Origin of the sequence: Niallia sp. FSL W8-0635, assembly GCF_038007965.1 — a bacterium.
In the GTDB taxonomy this organism is placed as follows: domain Bacteria; phylum Bacillota; class Bacilli; order Bacillales; family Cytobacillaceae; genus Niallia.
This window is the reverse complement of record NZ_JBBOYD010000001.1, coordinates 3,386,270-3,407,724: the sequence shown is the minus strand read 5'-3', so window position 1 is coordinate 3,407,724 and position 21,455 is coordinate 3,386,270. Positions and strand designations below refer to the sequence as shown.

General features: G+C 34.0%; 23 protein-coding genes and 1 riboswitch. Of the genes, 15 read left to right on the top strand and 8 right to left on the bottom strand.

Going from position 1 to position 21,455, the window contains the following annotated elements; all coding sequences use genetic code 11:
• Positions 1 to 69: 69 nt before the first annotated feature.
• Entirely contained in the window at positions 70 to 1,554 is a 1,485-nt protein-coding gene (locus NYE52_RS16370) for an o-succinylbenzoate--CoA ligase (protein ID WP_341194044.1), read from the top strand.
• A gap of 37 nt (positions 1,555 to 1,591) precedes the next feature.
• Positions 1,592 to 2,794: an NAD(P)/FAD-dependent oxidoreductase gene (locus NYE52_RS16365; RefSeq protein WP_341194043.1), complete on the top strand. Its 1,203-nt coding sequence runs from the start codon at positions 1,592 to 1,594 to the stop codon at positions 2,792 to 2,794.
• Between the two features lie 68 nt (positions 2,795 to 2,862).
• Here NYE52_RS16365 and NYE52_RS16360 read toward each other — a convergent pair whose 3' ends face one another.
• Positions 2,863 to 3,024: a DUF1540 domain-containing protein gene (locus NYE52_RS16360; protein WP_341194042.1), complete on the bottom strand. Its 162-nt coding sequence runs from the start codon at positions 3,022 to 3,024 to the stop codon at positions 2,863 to 2,865.
• Between the two features lie 309 nt (positions 3,025 to 3,333).
• On the opposite strand from NYE52_RS16360, the gene NYE52_RS16355 reads away from it, so the two are divergent.
• Positions 3,334 to 3,891 carry a beta-class carbonic anhydrase gene (locus tag NYE52_RS16355; RefSeq protein ID WP_341194041.1) on the top strand — a complete coding sequence of 186 codons (558 nt, stop codon included), beginning with the start codon at positions 3,334 to 3,336 and terminating at the stop codon, positions 3,889 to 3,891.
• Here the strand turns inward: NYE52_RS16355 and yidD are convergent.
• On the bottom strand, positions 3,888 to 4,145 hold the full coding sequence (yidD, locus tag NYE52_RS16350) for a membrane protein insertion efficiency factor YidD (RefSeq protein ID WP_341194040.1): 258 nt from the start codon (positions 4,143 to 4,145) through the stop codon (positions 3,888 to 3,890). The genes NYE52_RS16355 and yidD overlap by 4 nt on opposite strands.
• A 204-nt stretch (positions 4,146 to 4,349) precedes the next feature.
• On the opposite strand from yidD, the gene NYE52_RS16345 reads away from it, so the two are divergent.
• Positions 4,350 to 4,823 (top strand): S-ribosylhomocysteine lyase, encoded by a 474-nt coding sequence (locus NYE52_RS16345; RefSeq protein WP_341194039.1) that lies wholly within the window; start codon positions 4,350 to 4,352, stop codon positions 4,821 to 4,823.
• Positions 4,824 to 4,881: 58 nt separating this feature from the next.
• Here NYE52_RS16345 and cls read toward each other — a convergent pair whose 3' ends face one another.
• Positions 4,882 to 6,336, bottom strand: a complete 1,455-nt coding sequence (gene cls / locus NYE52_RS16340) for a cardiolipin synthase (RefSeq protein ID WP_341194038.1) — start codon at positions 6,334 to 6,336, stop codon at positions 4,882 to 4,884.
• Positions 6,337 to 6,685: 349 nt separating this feature from the next.
• Here cls and NYE52_RS16335 point away from each other — a divergent pair, with 349 nt between their 5' ends.
• A complete protein-coding gene (locus NYE52_RS16335; protein ID WP_341194037.1) occupies positions 6,686 to 7,456 on the top strand; it encodes a sulfite exporter TauE/SafE family protein in 771 nt (256 codons plus the stop codon).
• An 89-nt stretch (positions 7,457 to 7,545) separates the two neighbouring features.
• Here the strand turns inward: NYE52_RS16335 and NYE52_RS16330 are convergent, their stop codons facing one another.
• Positions 7,546 to 7,803: a DUF6154 family protein gene (locus NYE52_RS16330; protein WP_047944536.1), complete on the bottom strand. Its 258-nt coding sequence runs from the start codon at positions 7,801 to 7,803 to the stop codon at positions 7,546 to 7,548.
• A 339-nt stretch (positions 7,804 to 8,142) separates the two neighbouring features.
• Between NYE52_RS16330 and ytkD the strand changes: the two genes are divergently transcribed.
• From ytkD to asnB, 5 genes are all read left to right on the top strand, one after another.
• The gene (gene ytkD / locus NYE52_RS16325; protein WP_341194036.1) at positions 8,143 to 8,625 is read left to right on the top strand and encodes an RNA deprotection pyrophosphohydrolase; all 483 of its coding nucleotides are present in this window, start codon (positions 8,143 to 8,145) and stop codon (positions 8,623 to 8,625) included.
• Positions 8,626 to 8,655: 30 nt separating this feature from the next.
• Positions 8,656 to 9,447: an alpha/beta hydrolase family protein gene (locus NYE52_RS16320; protein WP_341194035.1), complete on the top strand. Its 792-nt coding sequence runs from the start codon at positions 8,656 to 8,658 to the stop codon at positions 9,445 to 9,447.
• A gap of 55 nt (positions 9,448 to 9,502) precedes the next feature.
• The gene (locus tag NYE52_RS16315) at positions 9,503 to 9,745 is read left to right on the top strand and encodes a DUF2584 domain-containing protein (RefSeq protein WP_341194034.1); all 243 of its coding nucleotides are present in this window, start codon (positions 9,503 to 9,505) and stop codon (positions 9,743 to 9,745) included.
• A 69-nt stretch (positions 9,746 to 9,814) separates the two neighbouring features.
• A riboswitch (SAM riboswitch) is annotated at positions 9,815 to 9,974 on the top strand.
• 316 nt (positions 9,975 to 10,290) lie between these two features.
• The gene (gene metK, locus NYE52_RS16310) at positions 10,291 to 11,490 is read left to right on the top strand and encodes a methionine adenosyltransferase (RefSeq protein WP_341194033.1); all 1,200 of its coding nucleotides are present in this window, start codon (positions 10,291 to 10,293) and stop codon (positions 11,488 to 11,490) included.
• A 415-nt stretch (positions 11,491 to 11,905) separates the two neighbouring features.
• On the top strand, positions 11,906 to 13,807 hold the full coding sequence (asnB, locus tag NYE52_RS16305; RefSeq protein ID WP_341194032.1) for an asparagine synthase (glutamine-hydrolyzing): 1,902 nt from the start codon (positions 11,906 to 11,908) through the stop codon (positions 13,805 to 13,807).
• Here asnB and NYE52_RS16300 read toward each other — a convergent pair.
• The gene (locus NYE52_RS16300; RefSeq protein WP_341194031.1) at positions 13,797 to 14,648 is read right to left on the bottom strand and encodes a C39 family peptidase; all 852 of its coding nucleotides are present in this window, start codon (positions 14,646 to 14,648) and stop codon (positions 13,797 to 13,799) included. The genes asnB and NYE52_RS16300 overlap by 11 nt on opposite strands.
• A 416-nt stretch (positions 14,649 to 15,064) precedes the next feature.
• Here NYE52_RS16300 and NYE52_RS16295 point away from each other — a divergent pair, with 416 nt between their 5' ends.
• Together NYE52_RS16295 and NYE52_RS16290 are read left to right on the top strand one after the other, a co-directional pair.
• The gene (locus NYE52_RS16295) at positions 15,065 to 15,868 is read left to right on the top strand and encodes an alpha/beta hydrolase (RefSeq protein WP_341194030.1); all 804 of its coding nucleotides are present in this window, start codon (positions 15,065 to 15,067) and stop codon (positions 15,866 to 15,868) included.
• A 13-nt stretch (positions 15,869 to 15,881) separates the two neighbouring features.
• The gene (locus NYE52_RS16290) at positions 15,882 to 16,976 is read left to right on the top strand and encodes a tetraprenyl-beta-curcumene synthase family protein (RefSeq protein WP_341194029.1); all 1,095 of its coding nucleotides are present in this window, start codon (positions 15,882 to 15,884) and stop codon (positions 16,974 to 16,976) included.
• Between the two features lie 206 nt (positions 16,977 to 17,182).
• Here the strand turns inward: NYE52_RS16290 and NYE52_RS16285 are convergent, their stop codons facing one another.
• Both NYE52_RS16285 and NYE52_RS16280 read right to left on the bottom strand, forming a co-directional pair.
• A complete protein-coding gene (locus tag NYE52_RS16285; RefSeq protein WP_341194028.1) occupies positions 17,183 to 17,755 on the bottom strand; it encodes a class I SAM-dependent methyltransferase in 573 nt (190 codons plus the stop codon).
• Positions 17,752 to 18,717, bottom strand: a complete 966-nt coding sequence (locus NYE52_RS16280; RefSeq protein ID WP_341194027.1) for a TIGR01212 family radical SAM protein — start codon at positions 18,715 to 18,717, stop codon at positions 17,752 to 17,754. Before NYE52_RS16280 ends, NYE52_RS16285 begins: the two co-directional genes overlap by 4 nt.
• A gap of 209 nt (positions 18,718 to 18,926) precedes the next feature.
• On the opposite strand from NYE52_RS16280, the gene NYE52_RS16275 reads away from it, so the two are divergent.
• Both NYE52_RS16275 and NYE52_RS16270 read left to right on the top strand, forming a co-directional pair.
• Positions 18,927 to 19,190, top strand: coding sequence for a YtzC family protein (locus tag NYE52_RS16275; protein ID WP_341194026.1), 264 nt, complete (start codon positions 18,927 to 18,929; stop codon positions 19,188 to 19,190).
• 13 nt (positions 19,191 to 19,203) lie between these two features.
• Positions 19,204 to 19,368 carry a glycogen biosynthesis protein GlgD gene (locus NYE52_RS16270; RefSeq protein WP_341194025.1) on the top strand — a complete coding sequence of 55 codons (165 nt, stop codon included), beginning with the start codon at positions 19,204 to 19,206 and terminating at the stop codon, positions 19,366 to 19,368.
• Between the two features lie 52 nt (positions 19,369 to 19,420).
• Here NYE52_RS16270 and NYE52_RS16265 read toward each other — a convergent pair whose 3' ends face one another.
• The gene (locus tag NYE52_RS16265; protein ID WP_341194024.1) at positions 19,421 to 20,629 is read right to left on the bottom strand and encodes an MDR family MFS transporter; all 1,209 of its coding nucleotides are present in this window, start codon (positions 20,627 to 20,629) and stop codon (positions 19,421 to 19,423) included.
• Positions 20,630 to 20,879: 250 nt separating this feature from the next.
• On the opposite strand from NYE52_RS16265, the gene NYE52_RS16260 reads away from it, so the two are divergent.
• Positions 20,880 to 21,446 carry a histidine phosphatase family protein gene (locus NYE52_RS16260; protein WP_341194023.1) on the top strand — a complete coding sequence of 189 codons (567 nt, stop codon included), beginning with the start codon at positions 20,880 to 20,882 and terminating at the stop codon, positions 21,444 to 21,446.
• Positions 21,447 to 21,455 lie beyond the last annotated feature (9 nt).

Sequence of the window (21,455 nt, the reverse complement as noted above, 5' to 3'; positions counted from 1 at the left end):
CGTTTTTAGCAAATGGACATGCTAATGATAGTGTCACCTTTGTTTATATAGAAAAGAGGATCGAAAGTTATGACAGAAATACTTCCTAATTTTATCAAAAATAGAGCCCATTTAACCCCAGATAGAGAGGCCATCGTTTATAAAGAGAAACGATTAACATTTAAAGAATTATATGAGATGGCGTACTACCGAGCTGGGATATTGACAGGCTTAGGGGTAAAGGACACGGATTATGTAGGATTTCTAGTGAAGAGTGATTTAGAGACAGTACTTCACCTATATGCCATGCAGATTATTGGAGCAAAAGCAGTTCTTCTTAACAATCGGTTAACGGCAAAAGAAATTGCTTATCAATTAAAAGATGCGAAGGTTACTTATTTAATAACAGAAGAACTTTTTCAGGAAAAGGTAATACAGGTAAAGGAAAAAGTATTAGAAATATCGATTTATTTAAAAGAGGATATAGAAGAATACACTTACATAGAGCCGAAGGAAAAGGATTATATTACATTAGATGAAACTTGCACAATTATGTATACGTCAGGAACAACTGGACTTCCGAAAGGAGTCATTCAATCTTATGGTAATCATTGGTGGAGTGCAGTAGGAAATACATTGAATGCTGGGTTATATGAGAAGGACACTTGGTTATGTACGGTTCCAATATTCCATATTAGCGGGTACTCTATTTTAATGAAAAGTATTATTTATGGGATGAAAATAGTGCTTCACGAATCCTTTGATGAAAAAAGGGTCCTCCAAGATTTATGGAAAGAAAAAATAACCATCATATCTGTAGTAACTACGATGCTACAGCGAATAGAGCAGGCTACTAGCGAAAAATTCCCAGCGTATTTCCGTTACATGCTTTTAGGTGGAGGTCCTGCCACAGTAGAACTTCTTACTAGATGCATCAATAAAGGAATTCTTGTTTATTATTCTTACGGAATGACAGAAACCTCTTCCCAAATAGTCACCCTTTCGCCTGAAGATAGCATTAGCAAAATAGGGTCAGCAGGTAAACCTCTTTTCCCTGCACAATTACGCATTGTAAATCCTTTAGGTGAAGAATTAGGTCCGAATGAAGTGGGAGAAATCACTGTATGTGGTCCCAATGTATCAAAAGGCTATTTAAATAAAGAGAATCATTTAATAAATGGCTGGTTTTTCACTGGGGATATTGGGTATATAGATTCTGAAGGATTTCTCTATGTATTAGATAGAAGATCTGACTTAATTATTTCAGGTGGGGAAAATGTATATCCCGCAGAAGTGGAAGCAGTATTGACTGAAATGGAAGGAATCAGAGAGGCTGCGGTAATTGGAATTCCAGATGCTCAATGGGGACAGGTTCCTGTTGCTTTTGTTGTAGAAGATGGAAGTGCAGGTTCAGAGAAATGGATAATGGAAAATTGTGAAAAGTCATTAGCTAAATATAAAATTCCTAAAAAAATCATTTTTGTTTCAGAGATTCCACGCAATGCATCTGGAAAGATTGTACGAAGAGATTTAAGAAAATGGGTAGAGGAACAAAAGGATTTTTATTTACGCTAATTTTTAGGTGAAAATTAATGGAAAGAAGTGTAGGTTTGTGAGCTTATATCATGGATCATTATATTGGCCAACTACTATAAAGGATAAACCGAAATATCCTAAGCTTAATAAAGACAGGTCGTGTGAAGTTCTTATTATCGGGGCTGGTATGTCAGGAGCTTTGTTAACGTATAAGCTAGCTAAGGAATCACTGGATGTTATTCTAGTGGATAAAGACCGTGTTGGAAATGGGAGTTCTTCTGCTAACACTGGCTTATTACAGTATTCTAATGATAAAATGCTGCACTCCTTTGCAGAAACCATTGGAGTGAAAGATGCTGTTCGATTTTATCGTTTATGCTTTAATGGGATGGAGGAATTGAAAAGGATAGCGGAAACACTGCAAGATGATATTCAATTTGAAAATAGACAAAGCTTGTATTATGCAAGTACATCCGCTGATATACTTGCCATAAAAAAAGAATATGACATGCTCAAGAAATATGATTTTCCTATCGAATTTCTAGATGAAGACAAGATTTATCAATCATATGGTTTTAAAAAGCATGCAGCTATTCGCACAAGTAATGACGCAGAAGTAAATCCTCAAAAGCTGGTTATATCCCTGATAAAAGAGGCTTCCCAATACAGTAATGTCCAGGTTTTTGAAAAAACCGAAGTCCAAAAGCTTTATTATCAAGATGGCTATTGGCTTTTTAAGAGCGAAGACGCAATTATTCGAGCAAAGCATGTTGTTTATGCTACAGGTTATGAGTCCGATGCCATTACAATGAATATGGCCACAAAATTAAACAGAACGTATGTGATTGTTACGAATCCTGTTTCTTCATTTCAACAATGGGAAGATAGATGTTTAATTTGGGAGACAAAGCGACCCTATTTTTATATGAGAACAACCTATGATGGGAGGATTGTGGCTGGAGGATTAGATGAAGAAATGATGGAAGCTCCCAAAGATCCCAAGATATTAAATGGGTATGCTAATAACTTATTGACTCGTATAAAAGAACATTTCCCACAATTTCAATTACAAGCTGATTATGTCTATGGAGCTACATTTGGAGAATCTGTGGATGGTATTCCTTTTATAGGAGAAGACCCTAAACAAAAAAATCTCTATTATTGCTTAGGGTTTGGAGGAAATGGTACGGTTTATAGTGCTTTTGGATCGACAATAATAAAGGAGTTAATTACAAAAGGAGAACATCCTGATGCCGATTTGGTACGATTGGATAGATAAAAAAGGAATCCCAAAAGAAGTGATGAGACTTGAGACTTCTAGGGATCCTTTTTTTGAGGTCTTTAAATTTAGCTTAAACTTTCAGGCTCAAATGTTTTACAGTCTGTTTCATAACTTGTATCTGCATGTTTTCCAACATTACTTACAACATAAATTTGATCAGCACCACAGTGATTTCCTTTTTCCCAAAAAGTACAGTTACTTACTTCACAAAGTACATCCTTTGCCATATGGTACCACTCCTTATTTTCAGTTTTTTGCAGGTAGGATTCTTCTGCAGAAGCTATTCCTCATTTTACTTCGAATGATACGAACCAATGAGACAAGTTAAAAGCCTCATTAAAAATTAGTATTAGAAAGATATAGGAAATACATACGTAGAACAAAATATAAGATAAGCCAGTAATTGTAAGTATGGAGTTTCTAAATTTGTATATTATGCAAATTTTCATTACTATTAATAAGGGAGAATTTTTTTCCTGAAAAAAACAGAAGTCATTCTTTTTTATTAACGAATTGATTTTTAAGGAGTGCTTAAAATGAGTCTATTAAAAGATATATTAGTGTATAATGATGAATTTGTTAAGGAACACAAATATGAAAAATTTATTACAACCAAATTTCCTAATAAAAAGATGGTTATTGTAACTTGTATGGATACAAGGCTATTAGAACTTTTACCACACGCTTTAAATCTTTCCAATGGGGATGTAAAAATTATCAAAAATGCCGGTGCAGTTGTTGTTCACCCATTTGGTAGTATTATGCGTAGCATTTTGGTTGCGGTATATGAACTTCAGGCAGATGAAGTACTGGTAATTGGACATCATGATTGTGGAATGAGTGCACTGCATTCGGATAGTATGATGGAGAAAATGAAAAAAAGAGGCATCTCTGATGAAACGTTTGCTACATTGCAGCATTCAGGAATAAATCTAGAAAAATGGTTAACTGGATTTAATTCTGTATCAGAAAGTGTTTCACACAGTGTAAATATGATAAAAAAACATCCATTATTGCCAAGTGACGTTCCAGTTCATGGATTAGTAATTGATCCAAAGACTGGAAAATTAGACTTGGTTGTTGAGGGATATTAATTATTTTCATTTGGCGGATGGCTATGATCTTTGCAGTGAAATTCATCTGGTACAGGATCTAAACCACCAGGATGAAAAGGGTGGCATTTAACTATTCGTTTAATTGTTAAGTATCCGCCTTTAATTGCGCCAAACTTTTGAATGGCTTCTAAACCATAGGAAGAGCAGGTTGGATAAAAACGACAGGTTGGCGGTTTTAAAGGAGAAATGACTTTTCGATAAATACGGATAATAAATAAAAAGACATGTTTCATTATTATGTTTACTCCCCCTTCTTTGCAAGTAGTATAACATGGGGTGGAACTCGAATAAAGTAATCTCTTTTAGCTTTCCATTTTTATTAATACAAGAGTGAAATCACCAAATTAATACTGGAAAAATATTATATATATTAAGTTGATGAAATTACTCGGGTTTTTAGTTATAATAGAGATACATGAATAAAAGGAGATGTTTATATGCCTTCAGTTGAAAGCTTTGAATTAGATCATACAGCAGTAAAAGCTCCCTATGTTAGACATTGTGGAGTACACAAAGTAGGTAGTGATGGAGTAGTTAATAAATATGATATTCGCTTCTGTCAGCCAAATAAGCAAGCAATGAAACCAGATGTTATTCATACTTTGGAGCATTTATTAGCATTTAATTTACGTGCACATGTAGAAAAATATAATCATTTCGACATCATTGATATTTCTCCAATGGGTTGCCAAACAGGCTATTATTTAGTTGTTAGCGGTGAACCAACAGTGGAGGAAATTATCGATTTATTAGAAGCAACAATGAAGACTGCTATAGAAATTACCGAAATTCCAGCGGCTAATGAAACGCAATGTGGCCAGGCAAAACTTCATGATTTAGAAGGCGCTAAAAGACTGATGAATTTTTGGTTAAGTAAAGACAAAGAAGAATTAAAACAAGTTTTTGGATAATAAATAACAAGGAGGAGAGGCTTAAGTGCCGCTCCTCCTTAATATTTAAAATGGAGCCTTATAAAAGTGGACTAAGGAGTCTAGAGAAGGATTCTTTGAAACGAATCCATAAAGATCTTTTGGAATATTGCTCTGCTGTTAAATGGGTAGATAACTCCATGTCTTCTAGGAAGTCATCCGTTAATTCATTTGCAATTTGTTCACTATAAATAAAAGCATTCACTTCAAAATTAAGCCTAAAGCTTCTCATATCAATATTGGCTGTTCCAACGGAAGCGATTTTTCGATCGACTAAAATCGTTTTTGCATGAATAAATCCATTTTCATAAATATAAATCTTTGCTCCTGCTTTTAGCATTTCACCGATATAGGAATATGTTGCCCAGTATACAAACATATGATCAGGTTTGTTTGGAATCATAATTTTTACATCGATACCAGATAAAGCAGCTATTCTCAATGTATCAAGTAAGCTTGCATCAGGAATAAAATAGGGAGTTTGAATATAAACACTTTCTTTAGCGGAAGTAATCATTTTAATATAACCGTTCTTGATTTGTTCCCATTCTGAATCTGGACCACTTGATACAATTTGCATGCCGATATTTCCAATAATCTCATCAATCTTCCCAGGAAAATATTCTGGTGAATATTTAATTTCATGTTGATGAGATGCTTGATTCCAATCAAGAATAAATCTTGTTTGGATAGCATAGACTGCTGTGCCTACAATTCGTAAGTGCGTATCTCTCCAATATCCAAATTTGGGATGGAGACCTAAGTATTCATCACCAACATTAAAGCCTCCGATATAGCCAATTTTTCCATCAATAATACCTAGCTTTCTATGATTCCGGTAATTTAAACGTAAGTTAATTAAGTGGAATTTGCTTGGGAAAAATACTTCGACAACCCCACCTGCTGCTCGCAGTTCTTTGAACACTTTTTTACGTAATGTTCTTGAACCAAGCTCATCATATAATAATCGAACTTCTACACCTTCTTTGGCCTTTTCAACAAGTAAGCTGATCAGGTCAGAGCCAATACCATCATTTTTTAAAATATAGTATTGTAAATGAATCGACTTTTTAGCATTTTTGATATCTGTAAATAATTGCTTGAATTTCTGATTTCCATCTGTAAAAATTTCTACAGCATTATTTTCTGTCAGAACGGAATCGTTGTTAAATAAATTCAAATAAATTAAATCTTGATTTTTCCGAATCACTTCATTTGTTGTCCGCAATTGATTGGAACTTATTTGCAAAAGTTGGGAAGCTAATATTGGCTCTATGCCAAGCTTTTTCCGCTCATCCCATTGAAATAACTTTCTGTTTCGTAAATTTTGACCAAAAAGTAAATATAAAATAAACCCAAGAATAGGGATAAAGGTTAGTACCATCAACCAAGCCCATGTTGCAATCGGATCTTTTCTCTCAAAGAAGATAACAAGAAAAGCCAAAATGATATTAAGTATAATAAATACACTTAAAATTATTGAATAGATGTGCATGTAGTTTTTTTCCTTTCTCGCTAAAAAAACAGCATATTACGTTATATATATTTGACTAGGGGTTGTTTTTAACTAGACTGCTCCTAAATAAATATCCTGTATAATTATAGGGTAAAAGTAAAAAACTTGGTACTAATTTGATTTCTTTTTAAAGAAGAATTTTCCTTTTTTCTTTATTGTGATAAAGTAAGTATATGAAAGCTTATTCTTATTAAAATGGATTGTTTAACAAAGCTGTTTTTGTAGTTGGATATGGTTTTTACCTTAGACTTTTATGTGTAAGAAAAGTTTAGTCTTTGCGTAATCTTTACCTAAATGAAAATAGCAGTTAAGGTAAGGAGTATTTTTTATGGAAGAATTACATTTTGGAATGCTGCTTTTTTTAATTGGTGCCGGATTTATTGCTGCATTTATTGATTCGGTTGTTGGTGGTGGCGGGTTAATATCTTTGCCTGCTCTTTTATTTACTGGATTGCCACCGCAAATTGCCCTAGGAACAAATAAACTGGCATCGACAATGGGATCATTAACTAGCTCGATTTCTTTTATAAGGCATGGAAAAACCGATAAGAAGTTAATTGTAAAACTATTGCCTCTTTCCATTATTGGTTCCGCAATCGGAGTTTATGTAGTACAAAAAATACCATCGGAATCTCTAAAGCCATTAATCCTTGTTGTTTTAATATTGGTAACTATTTATACGCTTACGAAAAAAGAATGGGGAATAAACTCTACATATAATGGAATGACGAAAAAGAAGCTATTATTTGCTCTTTTTATTGTACCATTAATAGGATTCTATGATGGTTTTTTAGGTGGGGGTACTGGATCATTCTTTTTATTTTCTTTTCTTTTAATGGGATTTGATTTTGTGGAATCAGCAGGAAATGCGAAAGTTCTTAATTTCGGAAGTAATCTTACAGCACTTATTGTTTTTTTATTTTATGATTCTGTTTATTATTTATATGGTATTGTAATGGGAATTGCAATGATTTTAGGGGCGTACATCGGTTCTCGAGTGGCTATTGCAAAAGGCTCAAATTATGTGAAAATATTATTTGTCCTTGTTTCTGCAACATTGATTGGTAAAAATATTTATGATTATTTAACAAATCGATAAATAAAAAGGCTGTTTAATAATTCATGGTTTTTCTTGTGGGATGAATGCCAACGATTATCGACAGCCTTTTTGAATAAGATGCAGATGAGTCAGTGTAAATTTCGATGCGTAAAGATAGGGTTATTGGGCTTTCGATAATCTTCACTCGCAAACTTGCCTTTTAAGCTTTCAATTAAATAAAGCCCCATTAAATCATATAATTCTTGTTCATTTAATTCCTGGATTATATGTAATAAATCTTCTCTGCTCATTTCTTCTAAGAAAGCAAAGGCAAGCATATCTATATCTTCTTCGTCACCGGTTAGTTTATTTTTATATAAGTTATAAAGTTCATCAACAATTTTCATTGTTTATTCCTCCTACTTCAGTCTGCATTTAAATGTAAACGTTTTATTTAATCGTATTATATATGATATCGTAATAGTATTGCTAGCTATAATGTGAATATTATGTTAAGAATAACGAATGTTCCTTCTGAAAATTTGTTTCCAAGCATTTCTATGGATTATGAAGATGATGAAATTTCCTCTATAAGAAATATACCCTTTTTTAGATGAAAAACTCCATTTTTATAGGTAGTATTTGCTATGATAATAATAGACATCATAACCACAGGTAAAAAAGGAATGCTATTTGCTTTAGTATGCAGGCTACCTATACTAATAATACATAATAATGGAGAAGGTATGGAAATATTTTATGATCAAAACAATAATTTAGTGAAACTTTCTTTTATAAAAAATGAATGGAACCAAGAAGCAAAGCATGTATTAGTTATCTGTCAGTATAAAAATCAATGGTTATTAACTGCTCATAAGCAGAGAGGATTAGAGTTTCCTGGTGGAAAGAGAGAATGTAGGGAAACAATTATCCAAACTGCTCATAGAGAGGTATTTGAAGAAACAGGTGGAATCATTGAAAGTCTGCAATGGGTGGCAACCTATCAAGTATTTGGAGAAGAACCCTTTGTGAAAGATGTTTTTTTTGCAAGAATTAGTCAATTGAACCCGAAAGAAGACTATCAAGAGACAGAAGGGCCAGTGTTAGTTTATGGTGATATCATGAAATTGCGTTGGGAACCTTCCTATAGCTTTATTATGAAGGATGATGTTATTACATTTTGTATTTCTTGTATTCAAAACGAATTATTAAGTGAAAAGAAGGGGTAATATAGGAGAAAAAAGGAAAGGGGTATAGGTATGTTCAACGGTGATATTCTAGAGAAAATAAGATTTCCGTCTCCTAATCCTTCAATAGATTTATTTCTAGTTACATATTATGTGGACGGATTAAAAGTAAAAGGAATGCTTGCTTCTCCAAATGATGGAGAAATCTATGATGGTTTTCTTTATTTACGGGGAGGCATTAAAAATGTTGGGAAGGTACGTCCAGGGAGAATTATCCAATTTGCATCCGAGGGCTTTGTCGTTTTCGCCCCTTTTTATCGTGGTAATCAGGGCGGAGATGGAAATGAAGACTTTGCAGGCGATGATAAAAATGACGCCATAGCTGCATTCACATTATTAAAAAATTTATCGAACGTGAACAATGTTCATGTATTTGGCTTTTCAAGAGGTGGAGTGATGGCATTATTTGTGGGGATTTATTGTCCTGTTCAGTCGATTGTTACATGGGGCGGTGTTAGTGATATGTTCCTAACCTATGAAGAACGAAAAGATTTACGCAGGATGATGAAAAGAGTTATTGGGGGCACACCTTCTAAATATCCAGATAGATACGAAGCAAGAACCCCGCTTTATAAATTAGACAAAATTAACGCCCCTACACTTATCATTCATGGGAAGCTAGATAATAATGTCTCAGTCGAACATAGTTTAAAGTTGGAAGAGAAGCTAAAACAGTTAGGCAAAGAAGTGGACACATGGTATTTTCCAGAGTTTACTCACTACTTCCCTCCAGCAACGAATCGGAAAGTTGTCACTTCTTTATCTAGCTGGATGAAAAAACAAGTAGGAAAAATGGTAAACTAAAAGAAAAGATTTATAAATAGTGACAACAAATAGAAAATGAGAAGGGGAATGTAAAATGGGTATGCCCTTAGAATTAAATACAATGATCGTAACAAAAGGGAAAGAAATTAGACTAGAAGAAAATCTATTTCTTTTGGAAAAAGAGGATTACCGTTTATATCCAATGAATATTCCATTAGAGGTAAGAAAAACAAAAACAGCAGAAATATCTGGAATGGCGACGATTGAAAAATTAGAATGGGAAAATGGAAAAACGTCCATTACTTATAAGCTTATTGCATTGAATTCAACAAATTAATTCAATCTAGTTAAAAATGATTGACATGTATTGTTAGATTGAGCTATCATTTTACCTTGAACGGATACTCTCTTATCCTGAGCTGGTGGAGGGACTGGCCCGATGAAACCCAGCAACCTACTATGTGAAGAAAATTACTGAAACATTCATATTTATATGTAATGGGACAGACATTCTCTTAGGAAAGGTGCTAACCTGAAGCAAGGAAATATTCCTTGAACGATAAGAGTGAAAGGTGCGAATTGATTTTACTAGGAGCCTTTTCACTATTGAAAAGGTTTTTTGTGTGAAATGAATTAATTATCTTTTATAAAAATGTAAATTTTTAGATGTGTGTTTTTATTAGAAACAAAATACTTCGTAATATATTATATTTTACAGACATTTTATCTAGTATTACATATAATAGAGCACGGAATTGACTTCGGATAAAAACGCCATTTTTACTTCATACTATCTAGGGAATGAGTACCGTATCAAGATAAGGTTAAGGAGTGCAGGAATAGGCCTCGCTCTACTTTTTTCTAAAATAAGGAGGAAATCAGATGTCAACAAAACGTCGCTTGTTTACTTCTGAATCGGTAACTGAAGGTCACCCAGATAAAATTTGTGATCAAATTTCAGATGCTATTTTGGATGCTATATTAGCTAAAGATGCTAATGCAAGAGTTGCTGCTGAAACTTCTGTAACAACAGGGCTAGTTCTTGTTGCAGGTGAAATAACTACTTCTACATATGTGGATATTCCGAAAATTGTTCGCGAGACAATTAAAGAAATAGGTTATACACGTGCAAAATATGGATTTGATGCAGAAACAAGTGCAGTCTTAACTTCTATTGATGAGCAATCCGCTGATATCGCATTAGGGGTAGACCAAGCTCTAGAAGCTCGTGAAGGTAAGATGACGGATGAGGAAATAGAAGCAATTGGTGCTGGAGATCAAGGATTAATGTTCGGTTTTGCATGTAATGAAACAAAAGAGTTAATGCCATTACCTATTTCATTAGCACATAAATTATCAAGAAGATTAGCTGAGGTTAGAAAAGAAGAAATCTTACCTTATCTTCGTCCAGACGGAAAGACGCAAGTAACAGTCGAATATGATGAGAACAATAAACCTGTTCGAATTGATACGATTGTAATAAGCACGCAACATCACCCAGAAGTGACATTAGAACAAATTCAACGCAATATTAAAGAATATGTAATCAATCCTGTAGTACCAGCGGGATTAATAGATGAAAATACAAAGTATTTCATCAATCCAACAGGTCGTTTTGTAATTGGTGGACCACAAGGGGATGCTGGATTAACTGGTCGTAAAATCATTGTTGATACATATGGTGGATATGCACGACATGGCGGTGGAGCATTTTCTGGTAAGGATCCAACAAAAGTGGATCGCTCTGCAGCTTATGCGGCACGTTATGTGGCAAAAAATATTGTAGCAGCAGGTTTAGCAGATAAAGTAGAAGTACAATTAGCTTATGCTATTGGTGTAGCACAGCCTGTCTCTATTTCCGTTGATACATTTGGAACAGGAATTGTATCAGAGGATAAATTAGTAGAAGCAGTCCGTGAAAACTTCGATCTTCGTCCAGCAGGAATCATAAAAATGCTTGACCTTCGTAAACCAATTTACAGACAAACAGCAGCTTACGGGCATTTTGGACGTACGGATATTGATTTACCATGGGAACGTACAGATAGAGCAGAGTTAATAAAAAGTGCAGTAGAAGCCTAAAAAACTTTTATAAATTTTATTCATAAGGGAAGAAGTTACATGAAAGTGTAACTTCTTCCCTTATTTTTCGTCTAATACTTGATGATGGAACTACTGTTATTATTGGACGGAAACATCTGTTTATACATTGCTAGATAGGAATAAGTAATCCAATCTTTATTACATGTAACAATCTAGTTTTTCACGTTTCTATGAAAAATATAGAGGTGAAATGTATATAGCCAATTATAAATTTACACTATTTATGCTACAATAGAAAACTAAGTGAGGATTTTATGAACCTTATTACCTATTAACATATTTTATATTTAGGGGTATAGTAAAATTTTAATTATGGCTTGCTATTAAAACAATGAAAAATGGTTAGGAATGTCCTAATATATGTAGGAAAAGAAATGGAGAAGGTGAGAGCAATATGTGTGGTTTTGTTGGCTGTGTACATGAAAAAGCACAAAACTTTCAAGAAGAACAAAAAGAACTATTTGCAGGAATGAATCGTATCATAACGCATAGAGGTCCTGATGATGAAGGATACTATTATGATAACCATATTCAATTTGGTTTCCGCCGATTAAGTATCATAGACATTGAAAGTGGGCATCAGCCTTTAACATATGAAAATGAACGCTATTGGATAATCTTTAATGGAGAAGTATATAACTACTTAGAAATTAGGGAAGAGCTAGTAAAGGCTGGCTTAACCTTCCAAACAAATTCAGATACAGAAGTAATTATCGCCCTATATAGTCATGAGAAGGAAAAAGCGGTAGAAAAGCTGCGCGGTATGTTCTCCTTTATCATTTGGGATAAGCAGGAAGAAACATTATACGGAGCTCGTGATCCGTTTGGAATTAAGCCATTTTTTTATTTAGAAGATGGGGAAAAAACATTTTTTGCTTCAGAGAAGAAAAGTATCGCATTAGCATTAGAAAGTGATGTTATCAATTATACTTCATTGCAACATTACTTAACCTATCAATTTGTTCCTGAACCATATACAATGTCAGAGGGAATTAAAAAGCTAGAACCAGGTCATTATTTTACAAAAAAAATTGGGGAACCAATGAAAATTAACCGTTATTGGAGAGCGTCCTTTAAGCCTGTTGTAAAACAAGAGGACGAGTTAGCAAAAGAAATTAAAGATGTGCTTTTTGATAGTGTGAAAATGCATATGAGAAGTGATGTTCCTGTTGGTTCATTCCTTTCAGGTGGTATTGACTCATCGATTATTGCAAGTATCGCAAAGGAATTCCATCCTAGCATTAAAACATTTTCTGTTGGATTCGAACATAATGGCTTTAGTGAAATTGATGTAGCAAAAGAAACGGCTGATAAATTAGGCTTAGAAAATATTAGTTATATAATTTCCCCACAGGAATATATGAACGAGATCCCGAGAATTATGTGGCATATGGATGATCCTCTAGCAGATCCAGCTTGTGTGCCATTATACTTTGTGGCACGAGAAGCACGAAAGCATGTAACAGTTGTCCTTTCTGGTGAAGGTGCAGATGAATTATTTGGCGGATATAATATTTATCGCGAACCACAATCTTTAGAAGTATTTAATAAAATTCCGAATGTCGGAAAAAAATTGTTACGAGCTATAGCAAATATTCTTCCAGAAGGCGTGAAAGGAAAAAGCTTTATTGAGCGTGGAGTCACTCCAATGGAAGAAAGATATATTGGCAACGCGAAAATGTTCTCTGAATTAGAAAAAGAAAAATTACTTTCTGTCTATAATAAAGGTTTACATTATCGAGATATTACCAAGCCTCTATATGAAGAAAGTCTGGGCTATGATCCAGTGGATCGTATGCAATTCATTGACATTCACACTTGGATGCGAGGAGATATTTTACTAAAAGCAGATAAAATGACAATGGCTCATTCATTAGAATTACGTGTGCCATTCTTAGATAAAGAGGTCTTTAAAGTTGCTTCTAAAATTCCGACCTCCTTAAAAACAGCTGATGGTACAACAAAATATATTTTACGAAAAGCAGCTGAATCATTTGTACCAGAGCATGTGTTAAATCGTAAAAAGCTAGGATTCCCTGTTCCGATTCGTCATTGGTTAAAAGATGAAATGAATGAATGGGCGAAAAATATTATTAAAGAGAGTGATACAGATCACTTATTAAATAAATCGGTTGTACTCCAATTGCTAGAAGACCATTGCCAAGGAAAAGCAGATAATAGCCGTAAAATATGGACAGTTCTAATGTTCATGGTATGGCATAGCATTTATATCGAAAAAAAATATTCCTTCGAAAAGGAATATTTAAAAGAGGGAAAGGTAGCAATTAAGAATTAATCGTAATTGCTTGACTACCCATTTGCACCCAGGATTCTTCAAAATCCTTTATGGGTGCTTTTTTATTTTTTTCTCCTGTAAGGGGATCATTAAAGTAAACATGTGTTTCATCATATCCTGTAATAAGAACAGAATGCTCAGAATAAGTTATTTTTACGGTTCCGCTAGGAGTATGCCATGTGCGGAATTCGCTCTCTGGTAATTTCTTATATGTCGAATTAGTAATAACCCATACTGGACGATTGTTCGAAAGATGATTTTTGATTTCTTCAAAACTAGATCCGGTAAAATCAACAATGGAACCAGGTAAATATTGCTCAGCTAATGCAGCTATCGGTTTATGATATACGCCTAACCCAGGGCCATTTAAGGAGTACATATCCCCAATAAATCCGTCATTAGGATTTCCGTAATAGATTAAGCCATTTTCTCTAACATATGGTGTACTATCTTTTTTAATCTCCTTTGCTAGTGTCATTTTATCAACATCGACATTAGCATATTGGAGAAGCATCGCAAGACTTGTTACTTCACAGCCTCTTGGGAGCTCTGGTAATTGATTCACAATAGGAGCATCCAATAAAACGGATTCCTTTAATAAATTTGTTTCCTCTTTTATTGATAAAAGAGCTTTACGCGTGTTTTGTGTAGCAACTTCTTTTGCATAGACCATTGCTGGAAAGTCGTTTCTATTAATAAGCAAAAAACTAATCGCAATCATGGCGAATATCGTAAACAAATAGATGCATTTAACTAATGTACTTAATTTTTTTCTTACTAATAAATATAATAAGAAAAATAATGTAATTAATGATACGACTATTATTGTATTTGAATCCATTTTTTAATCTCACCTAATTACTATCTTTATTTAATTATATCGGTTTAAAGAAAAAAACTTTTAGAAAATAAAGGAATAGCTAGTACGAAGAGTATTATATTCTTAGTCATATTTTTCTTTAAATGATACTCATAGATGATTCCCTTTCCCTAAAATTCGACAAACTAAACCTCCTCACAGTATACCATGATTTTTTGGAGCATTGGCTAAGGTTTGCTTAATTTAGTTACATTTCTAAGATATTTGCTATAATTGAAGTAACTTTGGAAAATAATAATAATGCTAGACTTCGTCTACATTTATTCGTCCTTTCATGTTAATTTACAAAATAAATCTTTATTTTTCCTTAATAATTATGTTTTGTTAAAAAACGGTATAATACAATATAGATTTTAGAATGGGATGGGGGAGCTTTTATGTGGAAATGGGAAGCTGAAGGAAACGCAAAGGCTGTCATTGTTATTGTTCATGGAGCGATGGAGCACCATGGAAGATATGGATGGCTTATCGAAATGTTTCGGTTAGCTGGTTTTCATGTTGTAATGGGAGATCTTCCTGGACAGGGAATGACAACGAGATCGGATAGAGGACATATTGACTCTTTTGATGAATATACGATAGAAATTAAAGATTGGATCCAAGCAGCTTATCAATTTGAACTGCCTATTTTTTTATTGGGGCATAGTATGGGAGGTCTTGCGTCCATTAGATTGCTTCAAAAAGAAAAATTAAAAATTGCCGGCATGATTTTATCTTCCCCCTGCTTAGGTTTGGTAAATTATCCTAATAAATTAGTAAGTTTGGCGTCTCTTTTTTTGAATAAAGTGACTCCAAGACTCAGGATTAATTCAGGACTAACGATCGATATGGCCACAAGAAATGCTGAAGTTAGAGAAATTGATTCAAATGATACCTTATACATTACAAAAGTCTCTGTAAGATGGTATCGAGAATTAATTGTCGCAACAAAAAATGCATTTGAGGATATAGCCAAAACACAGGACTTGCCTCTATTGGTTATGCAAGGGGGCGGCGATCTAGTTGTAGATAAAAAAATGGTAAAAACCTGGTTTAATATGGTACCATTATCTGAAAAGCGATATAAGGAATGGCCAGAGTTTTATCATGAAATTTTTAATGAGCCAGAGAGAGATGAAGTGTTTGAATACACGAAGGATTTTATTAATAGTCAATTGAAAGCAATTGGTTATATCGTATAAGAGAGGTTTTTATATGTCAGTTCCAAAAATGCCATTAACATTAATGTCTAAAGTTTACTTAAAGGTTTTTCCAGTTGTTCATCAGGAGTTAAATTATTGGACACAAAGAGCAAGAAATATTCCCAATTTGGAATTAAGGAAGCAAGCATTAGCAAGTATTGAGCATAAAACCTTTCATTGTGAAGGTGGATCCATCATGGCGCTAATAGCCATGAGTAAGTATAAAGAAGTAATTAAATTTATTGTTGCTTACCAAACAATAAGTGATTATTTAGATAATCTTTGTGACCGAAGCACTTCACTTGATCCGAACGATTTTTCTGCTTTACATGAATCGATGGAGCATGCTTTAACAGTCGGTGCTGAACCAAGTAACTACTATCGTTTTCGAGAAGATCAAGATGATGGCGGCTATTTATATGATTTAGCCAAAACATGCAGAGATACACTGTCAAAGCTACAACATTATGGGAGTATTAAAGAACAGTTACTTGAGCTATGTCGATATTATTGTGATTTACAGATACATAAACATGTGATTATGGAAGAGCGAATTCCTAGATTGAAATTTTGGTTTGAAAAAAATAAGAATCATGTGCCAAAAATGGAGTGGTATGAATTTTCTGCTTGCTCTGGTTCTACTTTAGGGATATTTTGCTTAGTCTCTTATGCATTTCGTGATGATTTTGATCATTCATATGCCGCTTTAATTCGTGATGGATATTTTCCATACATTCAGGGGCTTCATATACTGTTAGACTATTTTATCGATCAAGAGGAAGACAAAATAGGTGGGGACTTAAACTTTTGCTTTTATTATAAAAATGAGGAAGAATTATTTAATCGTTTAAAACATTTTGTAACAGAGGCAGATCGACACACAAATAAATTACCACATCAAAAATTTCATAAATTGATTAATAGAGGATTATTAGGTGTTTATTTATCTGATGAGAAGGTCAATAAACAGCGGAATATACGAAAGCTTGCAAAAAATATGATAAGAACTTCTGGACCAATTGGCTATTTTTTCTATTTGAATGGAAGAGCCTATAGAAAATTTCAAAAATTAGTTCCAGCCATTGCATTAAGAGCATTTAGTAAATAAATTGATTTAAACTGTTAGACAAACTTCTTCATAAGGAGAGTTTGTCTAATTTTTTTGTCTTTTAATACAGTAAACTTATATAAAGTAAATGGAATATGATCCAAAGCAGTAGAGATATGATCCAAAAACAAAATAAATGATCCGAAGCAAAAATTCAGGGAAAGGTCACACCCAATCCCTAATTGACATTCAAATAAAATCACATATTATCTTTTTTCAATCGCAATAATAAAAGGAGGATTATTGATTCCATTTATAAATTGGTAGCGAAGCACATGTGCTTCCTGTTGATTAATATTTTCAACATATGCTATAAGTTTGTCCCGTTCGATTGCACCCTCTGGATGTCCATGATAAATAACTAATATTATCATGCCTTCTTTAGATAATATTTGTAATAACTGTTCAATTGCTGCAATGGTAGTTTCAGCCATTGTTACAATTGATTTATCTCCACCAGGCAAGTAGCCTAGATTGAAGATGGCACCAGTGACTTTTCCATGATACATAGAAGGAACAATTTCTTTTAAATGCTCATGTCCGCACAAATGAAGGGAAACAGCTTCTTGCAATTCTTTACTCGTAAGCTTTTCCGTTGTCGCTTCTAAAGCATCTTTTTGAATATCAAAGCTATATACTTTCCCTTCTTCACCAACAAGATCTGCTAGAAAGACGGTATCATGACCGTTTCCCATTGTTGCATCAATAACAATATCCCCTTTAGTAACAGCCTTTTCTAATAATTGGTGTGCGAAAGGGATGACTCTTTCAAGCTTCATTGTGTCACCTTCTTTGTTGCCTGATAATACTTACCTTGCCAGCTGTTTCTGCTTTTTAATTCTGCATCAATACTATTCAATACTTCCCATTTATTTACACTCCACATCGGTCCAACCATTAACTCAATTGGTCCATCTCCAGTTATTCGGTGAATAATCATATCTGGTGGTAATATTTCTAATTGATCGCAAACTAATGATATATATTGATCAAAGGTTAAAAATTCAAGCATTCCTTTTTCATATTGCTTTACCATTGGTGTTCCTTTTAATAAATGAAGCAAGTGTATTTTAATTCCTTGTACATCTAGTTCGCTGACGCTTTTAGCAGTTTCCATCATCATTTCATTTGTCTCAAGTGGCAAGCCATTAATGATATGGGAGCAGATACGAATATTATGCTTTCTAAGCTTATTAACACCATCCACATAGGTTTGAAAATCATGTGCTCGATTAATAAGGGTTGCTGTTTTTTCATGGACTGTTTGCAGACCTAGTTCTACCCATAAATAAGTACGTTCATTTAATTCTGCCAAATACTCAACAACATCATCAGGTAAACAATCTGGACGTGTCGCAATAGAAAGTCCAACGACATTTTCCTGTTTAAGAACTGCTTCATATTTTTCCCGCAGTACATCAACTGGCGCATGAGTATTGGTGTAGGCTTGAAAATAGGCCATATATTTCCCGTCTTTCCATTTAGTATGCATCTTGTTTTTTATATCATGGAATTGCTTTTCAAGACTGTCTACACGATTACCGGCAAAATCCCCAGAACCAGCTGCACTACAAAATGTGCAACCACCATGAGCTACCGTACCGTCTCTATTTGGACAATCAAATCCTCCATCTAAAGCAATTTTGAAAACTTTGTGTCCGAACTCGTTACGGAGATGATAATTCCATGTATGGTATCTTTTATTATCAGAAGCATAAGGGAATGGGTTATTCTGATTCATATCAGTGTAACCTCCTAAGTAATTTAGATTCTTAAATTTGTTAATTTTCTTCATTTCTACCTATGCATTTTAACATGTCTCCAATCTTTATCCAACAGAATTTCTTTATCAGTTAAGAAAAGGAAGTAATAGGATATGGTGAATGAACAGATACTATAGAAGGAAGCAAAGTAGCTTCTAATTCCACAGATTGTTGGGAGGGTTATCTTTTGGCTACTCGTCAATCCATAAATGATTTATTAGAAAAATGTAATGAAGTAATCAATTATGCAGAACAACAATATGAATCATCTAGTCGGCAAGAACATTACAATACAAATGAATATACAGATGCACAAATGCAGTTAGAAACCATATACAATGAATTGCACACGATGGACCACAGTGCTAATCAACAACAACGGGAAGAATTGCATCGGATGAGATTGCTTGTGGAACAAATGCAAAATCAAATGACATTAGGATTGCATTAAGGGGGCAACAACAATGGATAAGCGTTCAAAGAAAAATAATCCTGAGCAAAAAACACGCAATGGGATAAATAATCAGGATTTAGAGTTAGGGAAAGATTTTGATTTAGTAAAAGCAGCAAAAAAGAAATATGAACAATCTGGTGGACAGCCTGCTAAATCAAAAACAAGACAAGAATAGCTTATTCTCATAGTAAAATGTCCCAACTGTTTTTGACAGTTGGGACATTACATTAATTTGTTTTAGGAGTTAATTTAGCAGCTTCCTTTGTTGGGTAATCATAGAAAAAGGCAGTAAGTAAGCTAATAACCAATAAGAAGACTAAAACAGGTATAAGCATAGTCATGCCGCTACTATCTACCAGTATACCTCCAAGAAGCGGTCCAATCATTCTTCCTCCAGTAGCAGTACTATTTACAATCCCTTGGAAAAAACCTTCTTTTCCTTTAGGAGCTAGCTTATCTGCAATTGTCGGTACTGCAGGCCATATAAGCATTTCACCAATCGTTAAGATAATCATTGCTGCAAGAAAGCCAGTAAAGAATTCTGCTTTTCCAACAATAAGGAAGGAAACAATGAAAATCCCGATTCCGATAAGCATTTGTTTTTTAATAGATGTACATACTTTTTTAGTGAAAAAAGAAATAAGTGGTTGGCCAAATACAATAAGTCCGCCGTTTACAGCCCATAGTAAACTATACTGAGTCAAAGGTATACCAAGTTGTTGCGTATGGGTTGAAATAGTGGCTTGCCATTGGACATAACAGATCCAGCATAATAAGTATCCAAATCCTAAAATGCCAAGAGAGTACATAGCAGGGCTTCCTTTTAATAAATGCTTTCCTTTTCTTTTCACTGTTTTTCCACCATTGGAATTAGGAAGAATTTCTGCTTTTACCTGAATGTTTTTGTAGCTTAAGAATGCGATAAGGAAAAATACCACATACATAAGGGTGTTGGATAGAAAAATCAATTGAAATGAATAAGAGGCAATGATTCCGCCAATTGCCGATCCGAGTGCAACCCCAACATTTTGGGCGACATAAATACTATTGAAGGCTTTTCTTCCTCCCTCAGGCCAAACATTTCCTGCCATCGCATACATGCTTGGATAGATAATCCCTGATCCAAAACCAGATAAGGTAAAGAAGGTACAGTATGCACCCCAATTATGAAAAAGTGTAAGCCCTAATAAAGACAAGGCGGTTAAAGATATTCCTAATAGAATAGAAAGATACCCACCTAATTTATCGTAAAGAATGCCTCCAATTAAATTACCAATAACACTTGCTCCTGAATTAAGCATCAGGATAAATCCTGCAACCGTAAGTGTTTTTCCTAAATGTTCATGAATGTAAATACTATTTAAAGGCCAGAGTAAGGAAGAACCAGTAACGTTTACAGCCATTCCAATAACTAAAAGCCATAGAGAACGAGGCATTATAATGCTCCTTTGCAACTTTATTTCTAAATACCAGAAATAAGTGTAGTTGCTTTTAAGGAAACCTGCAATAGAATAGTACCTATTTTTCTAAAGGCGGAATTTTCAGATAGGTAAATCTGTAAAGAAAGCCATTAAGGACAATTTTTAAAAGATAAACATTTAATTTGTTTGAAAAATTAGTATTTTTCTAATAAAGTAGAAATAACCCTAAAATTAAGCGGAATGATGCGTAGAAAGGATTAATAGGATGACAAAAATATGTTTAATAAGGCATGGAGAGACAGATTGGAATGCTAAGGGAATGATTCAAGGGAAAACAGATATTCCTTTAAATGAAAATGGGATTAAGCAGGCACAGCAATGCCGAGATTATCTAATGGATTCTAATTGGGATGTCATCGTCACCAGCCCTCTTGAAAGGGCAAAACAAACAGCTATGATTATTAATGAAGCTTTGCAGCTGAAGGTAGTGGAAATGACTGAATTTATGGAGCGTAGTTTTGGAGATGCTGAAGGGAAAACAAGAGAAGAAAGAGCCATACTTTATCCAGATCAACAGTACCCAAATCAAGAATCGAGAGAGGATTTAATAACTAGAATCATGAATGGTCTAGAAAGAATTCTATTTCAATTCCCAGACCAAAAAGTATTATTAGTGGCACATGGTGCAGTTATCCATACATTATTAACCGTTGTATCCGAGGATCAACTTACGATTGAAAAATACTTATCTAATGCATGTATCAGTAACATTCATTATAAAAAGAAAAAATGGGAAGTGAAGGATTACAACTTGGTCCATCATTTAGTATAAATAGTGAGA

Coding starts and splice junctions, on each gene's coding strand:
- NYE52_RS16260 (WP_341194023.1), top strand. CDS start 20,880: ATGACAAAAATATGTTTAATAAGGCATGGAGAGACAGATTGGAATGCT.
- NYE52_RS16345 (WP_341194039.1), top strand. CDS start 4,350: ATGCCTTCAGTTGAAAGCTTTGAATTAGATCATACAGCAGTAAAAGCT.
- yidD (WP_341194040.1), bottom strand. CDS start 4,145: ATGAAACATGTCTTTTTATTTATTATCCGTATTTATCGAAAAGTCATT.
- NYE52_RS16320 (WP_341194035.1), top strand. CDS start 8,656: ATGTTCAACGGTGATATTCTAGAGAAAATAAGATTTCCGTCTCCTAAT.
- metK (WP_341194033.1), top strand. CDS start 10,291: ATGTCAACAAAACGTCGCTTGTTTACTTCTGAATCGGTAACTGAAGGT.
- NYE52_RS16335 (WP_341194037.1), top strand. CDS start 6,686: ATGGAAGAATTACATTTTGGAATGCTGCTTTTTTTAATTGGTGCCGGA.
- NYE52_RS16300 (WP_341194031.1), bottom strand. CDS start 14,648: ATGGATTCAAATACAATAATAGTCGTATCATTAATTACATTATTTTTC.
- NYE52_RS16370 (WP_341194044.1), top strand. CDS start 70: ATGACAGAAATACTTCCTAATTTTATCAAAAATAGAGCCCATTTAACC.
- NYE52_RS16355 (WP_341194041.1), top strand. CDS start 3,334: ATGAGTCTATTAAAAGATATATTAGTGTATAATGATGAATTTGTTAAG.
- NYE52_RS16315 (WP_341194034.1), top strand. CDS start 9,503: ATGGGTATGCCCTTAGAATTAAATACAATGATCGTAACAAAAGGGAAA.
- asnB (WP_341194032.1), top strand. CDS start 11,906: ATGTGTGGTTTTGTTGGCTGTGTACATGAAAAAGCACAAAACTTTCAA.
- NYE52_RS16270 (WP_341194025.1), top strand. CDS start 19,204: ATGGATAAGCGTTCAAAGAAAAATAATCCTGAGCAAAAAACACGCAAT.
- ytkD (WP_341194036.1), top strand. CDS start 8,143: ATGGAAATATTTTATGATCAAAACAATAATTTAGTGAAACTTTCTTTT.
- NYE52_RS16295 (WP_341194030.1), top strand. CDS start 15,065: ATGTGGAAATGGGAAGCTGAAGGAAACGCAAAGGCTGTCATTGTTATT.
- cls (WP_341194038.1), bottom strand. CDS start 6,336: ATGCACATCTATTCAATAATTTTAAGTGTATTTATTATACTTAATATC.
- NYE52_RS16360 (WP_341194042.1), bottom strand. CDS start 3,024: ATGGCAAAGGATGTACTTTGTGAAGTAAGTAACTGTACTTTTTGGGAA.
- NYE52_RS16280 (WP_341194027.1), bottom strand. CDS start 18,717: ATGAATCAGAATAACCCATTCCCTTATGCTTCTGATAATAAAAGATAC.
- NYE52_RS16290 (WP_341194029.1), top strand. CDS start 15,882: ATGTCAGTTCCAAAAATGCCATTAACATTAATGTCTAAAGTTTACTTA.
- NYE52_RS16265 (WP_341194024.1), bottom strand. CDS start 20,629: ATGCCTCGTTCTCTATGGCTTTTAGTTATTGGAATGGCTGTAAACGTT.
- NYE52_RS16285 (WP_341194028.1), bottom strand. CDS start 17,755: ATGAAGCTTGAAAGAGTCATCCCTTTCGCACACCAATTATTAGAAAAG.
- NYE52_RS16330 (WP_047944536.1), bottom strand. CDS start 7,803: ATGAAAATTGTTGATGAACTTTATAACTTATATAAAAATAAACTAACC.